Annotated in this window: 2 protein-coding genes and 1 pseudogene; 2 read left to right on the top strand and 1 reads right to left on the bottom strand. The window is 63.2% G+C overall.

Translation table 11 applies throughout. From position 1 onward, the window contains the following. Positions 1-863, bottom strand: a pseudogene (locus V7D69_RS16080) (hypothetical protein); the annotation flags it as partial. A gap of 97 nt (positions 864-960) precedes the next feature. Here V7D69_RS16080 and V7D69_RS16075 point away from each other — a divergent pair. Then, positions 961-1,368, top strand: a complete 408-nt coding sequence (locus V7D69_RS16075; RefSeq protein WP_333606348.1) for a hypothetical protein — start codon at positions 961-963, stop codon at positions 1,366-1,368. 50 nt (positions 1,369-1,418) lie between these two features. Continuing rightward, positions 1,419-1,702, top strand: a 284-nt coding sequence (locus V7D69_RS16070; protein ID WP_333606347.1) for an aminotransferase class I/II-fold pyridoxal phosphate-dependent enzyme, incomplete at its 3' end; no start/stop codon positions are given.

Below are 1,702 nucleotides of genomic sequence, written 5' to 3'. Positions count from 1 at the left end.
TGCGGGTTGAGGTCGAGGATGTAGAATTTGTTGATCCATGGCGGGCAGATCAGCAACGGCCGCTTCAGCACCGTTTCCGTCACCGGATCGTATTGGATGATCTCGGCGACATCGCTGCGGCCGATCACCTTGCCGGGCGTGGTGGCGATGTTCTTGCCGATCTCGAAGGGCGAATAGTCGGCCTGGCGCAGCTTGAGATCGCCGCGGCCGGCGGCGATGTCCTCGGCCAGCATCTTCATGCCGCGCACCAGGTTCTCGCCATTCGAGGCGACGGTCTCGCGGAACAATTCCGGATTGGTCAGGATGAAGTTCGACGGCGCGATCGCGTTGGACACCTGCTTGACGTAGAAGCTCGCCTTGTGACGGGTGTGCTCGTCCAGCCCTTCGGCGTGCTCGACCAACTCGCCCGCCCAGCGCGAGGTGACGAGATAGGCCTGCTTCAAGAAGTCGAAGAAGGCGTTGCGGCCCCATTCGGGGTCCAGGAAGCGCTTGTCGCCGCGCTCGGGCGTCACCGCGTCCTGCGGACCCTCGGCGTTCGGGTTGACCTTCTGGATGGCGTTGGCCCACACCGTCATATAGCCGGCGAACAGCCGCGTCTGCGCTTCCAGCGCGCGCTGCGGGTCGCCCAGCCAGTATTCAGAAAGCTTCGAGAAGGTCTTGACCATGTCGACGACGGGCTCGGCGACGTGGTCACGCACCTCGCCCTTCTCACGCGGCTCGCTCCAGGCGGACGCCGCCTTGCCGGCCTGTTCGATCATGCGCGCCATGTTCAAGGCGAAGCGCTCAGGATCTTTCACCAGATATTGCTCGATGGCCGAAGGTCCGCCATTTTCCACTTTGTCCGAATCGGCAGGTTTGGACATGGTTCGCGGGGTTCCTCCCGGGGCGTTTTCTTGACATATTACCATGGGACATCTGACCGGGTCCAATTCGCTGTAACCCGGCTGCCAGGAAAACAATATGACGATTAATGTTGGCGGGACTTTTTTTCTCAAGCCGGGTTCGATTTGCCGCATGATGGTGGTGGCGGGGCTGGTCGGCGTTTTGCTGCCGGCCGGCGGCTGTACGAGCACCAGCCCGAGCAACACGACCCCGGTGGGCTTGACCGAGGGCCCGAAGGACACCGGGTCCTACCCCAATCTCAACGTCCCCCCGCCGGTGGCCGCCAAGCAGCTCACCAAGGAGGAGACCGCCGCCAATCTCGCCCAGCTCAAGGCCGAGGAGCAGGCGCAGGCTGCCAAGGGCGGCAAGGTAACCGCGCCGTCCAATGCGACCGCGCTCAACACCCTGGCCAAGACGCATGGCGCCGACACGCTGAAGCAGATCGAAGGCAAATGCGACCCGACCCTCGACCCTAACTGCAATTAGGTCTATATCGCGCGCCGAAAGCGCCCCCTTTTTGATCGTCTGGAACTGACATGGAAGAATTTCACAAGGTCCGCCGGCTTCCGCCCTATGTCTTCGAGCAGGTCAACCGGCTGAAGGCCAGCGCCCGCTCGCGCGGCGCCGACATCATCGACCTTGGCATGGGCAATCCGGACCTGCCGACGCCGAAGGCCATCGTCGACAAATTGTGCGAAGTGGTGCGCGACCCGCGCACGCATCGCTATTCCTCCTCGCGCGGCATTCCGGGCCTGCGCCGCGCCCAGGCCGCCTATTACCAGCGCCGCTTCGGCGTGAAGCTCAATCCCGACACGCAAGT

This window comes from Novosphingobium sp. (assembly GCF_036733805.1).
In the GTDB taxonomy this organism is placed as follows: Bacteria; Pseudomonadota; Alphaproteobacteria; order Sphingomonadales; family Sphingomonadaceae; genus Novosphingobium.
The sequence above is the reverse complement of the archived record's forward strand: the minus strand, read 5'-3'. Positions and strand labels throughout refer to the sequence as shown.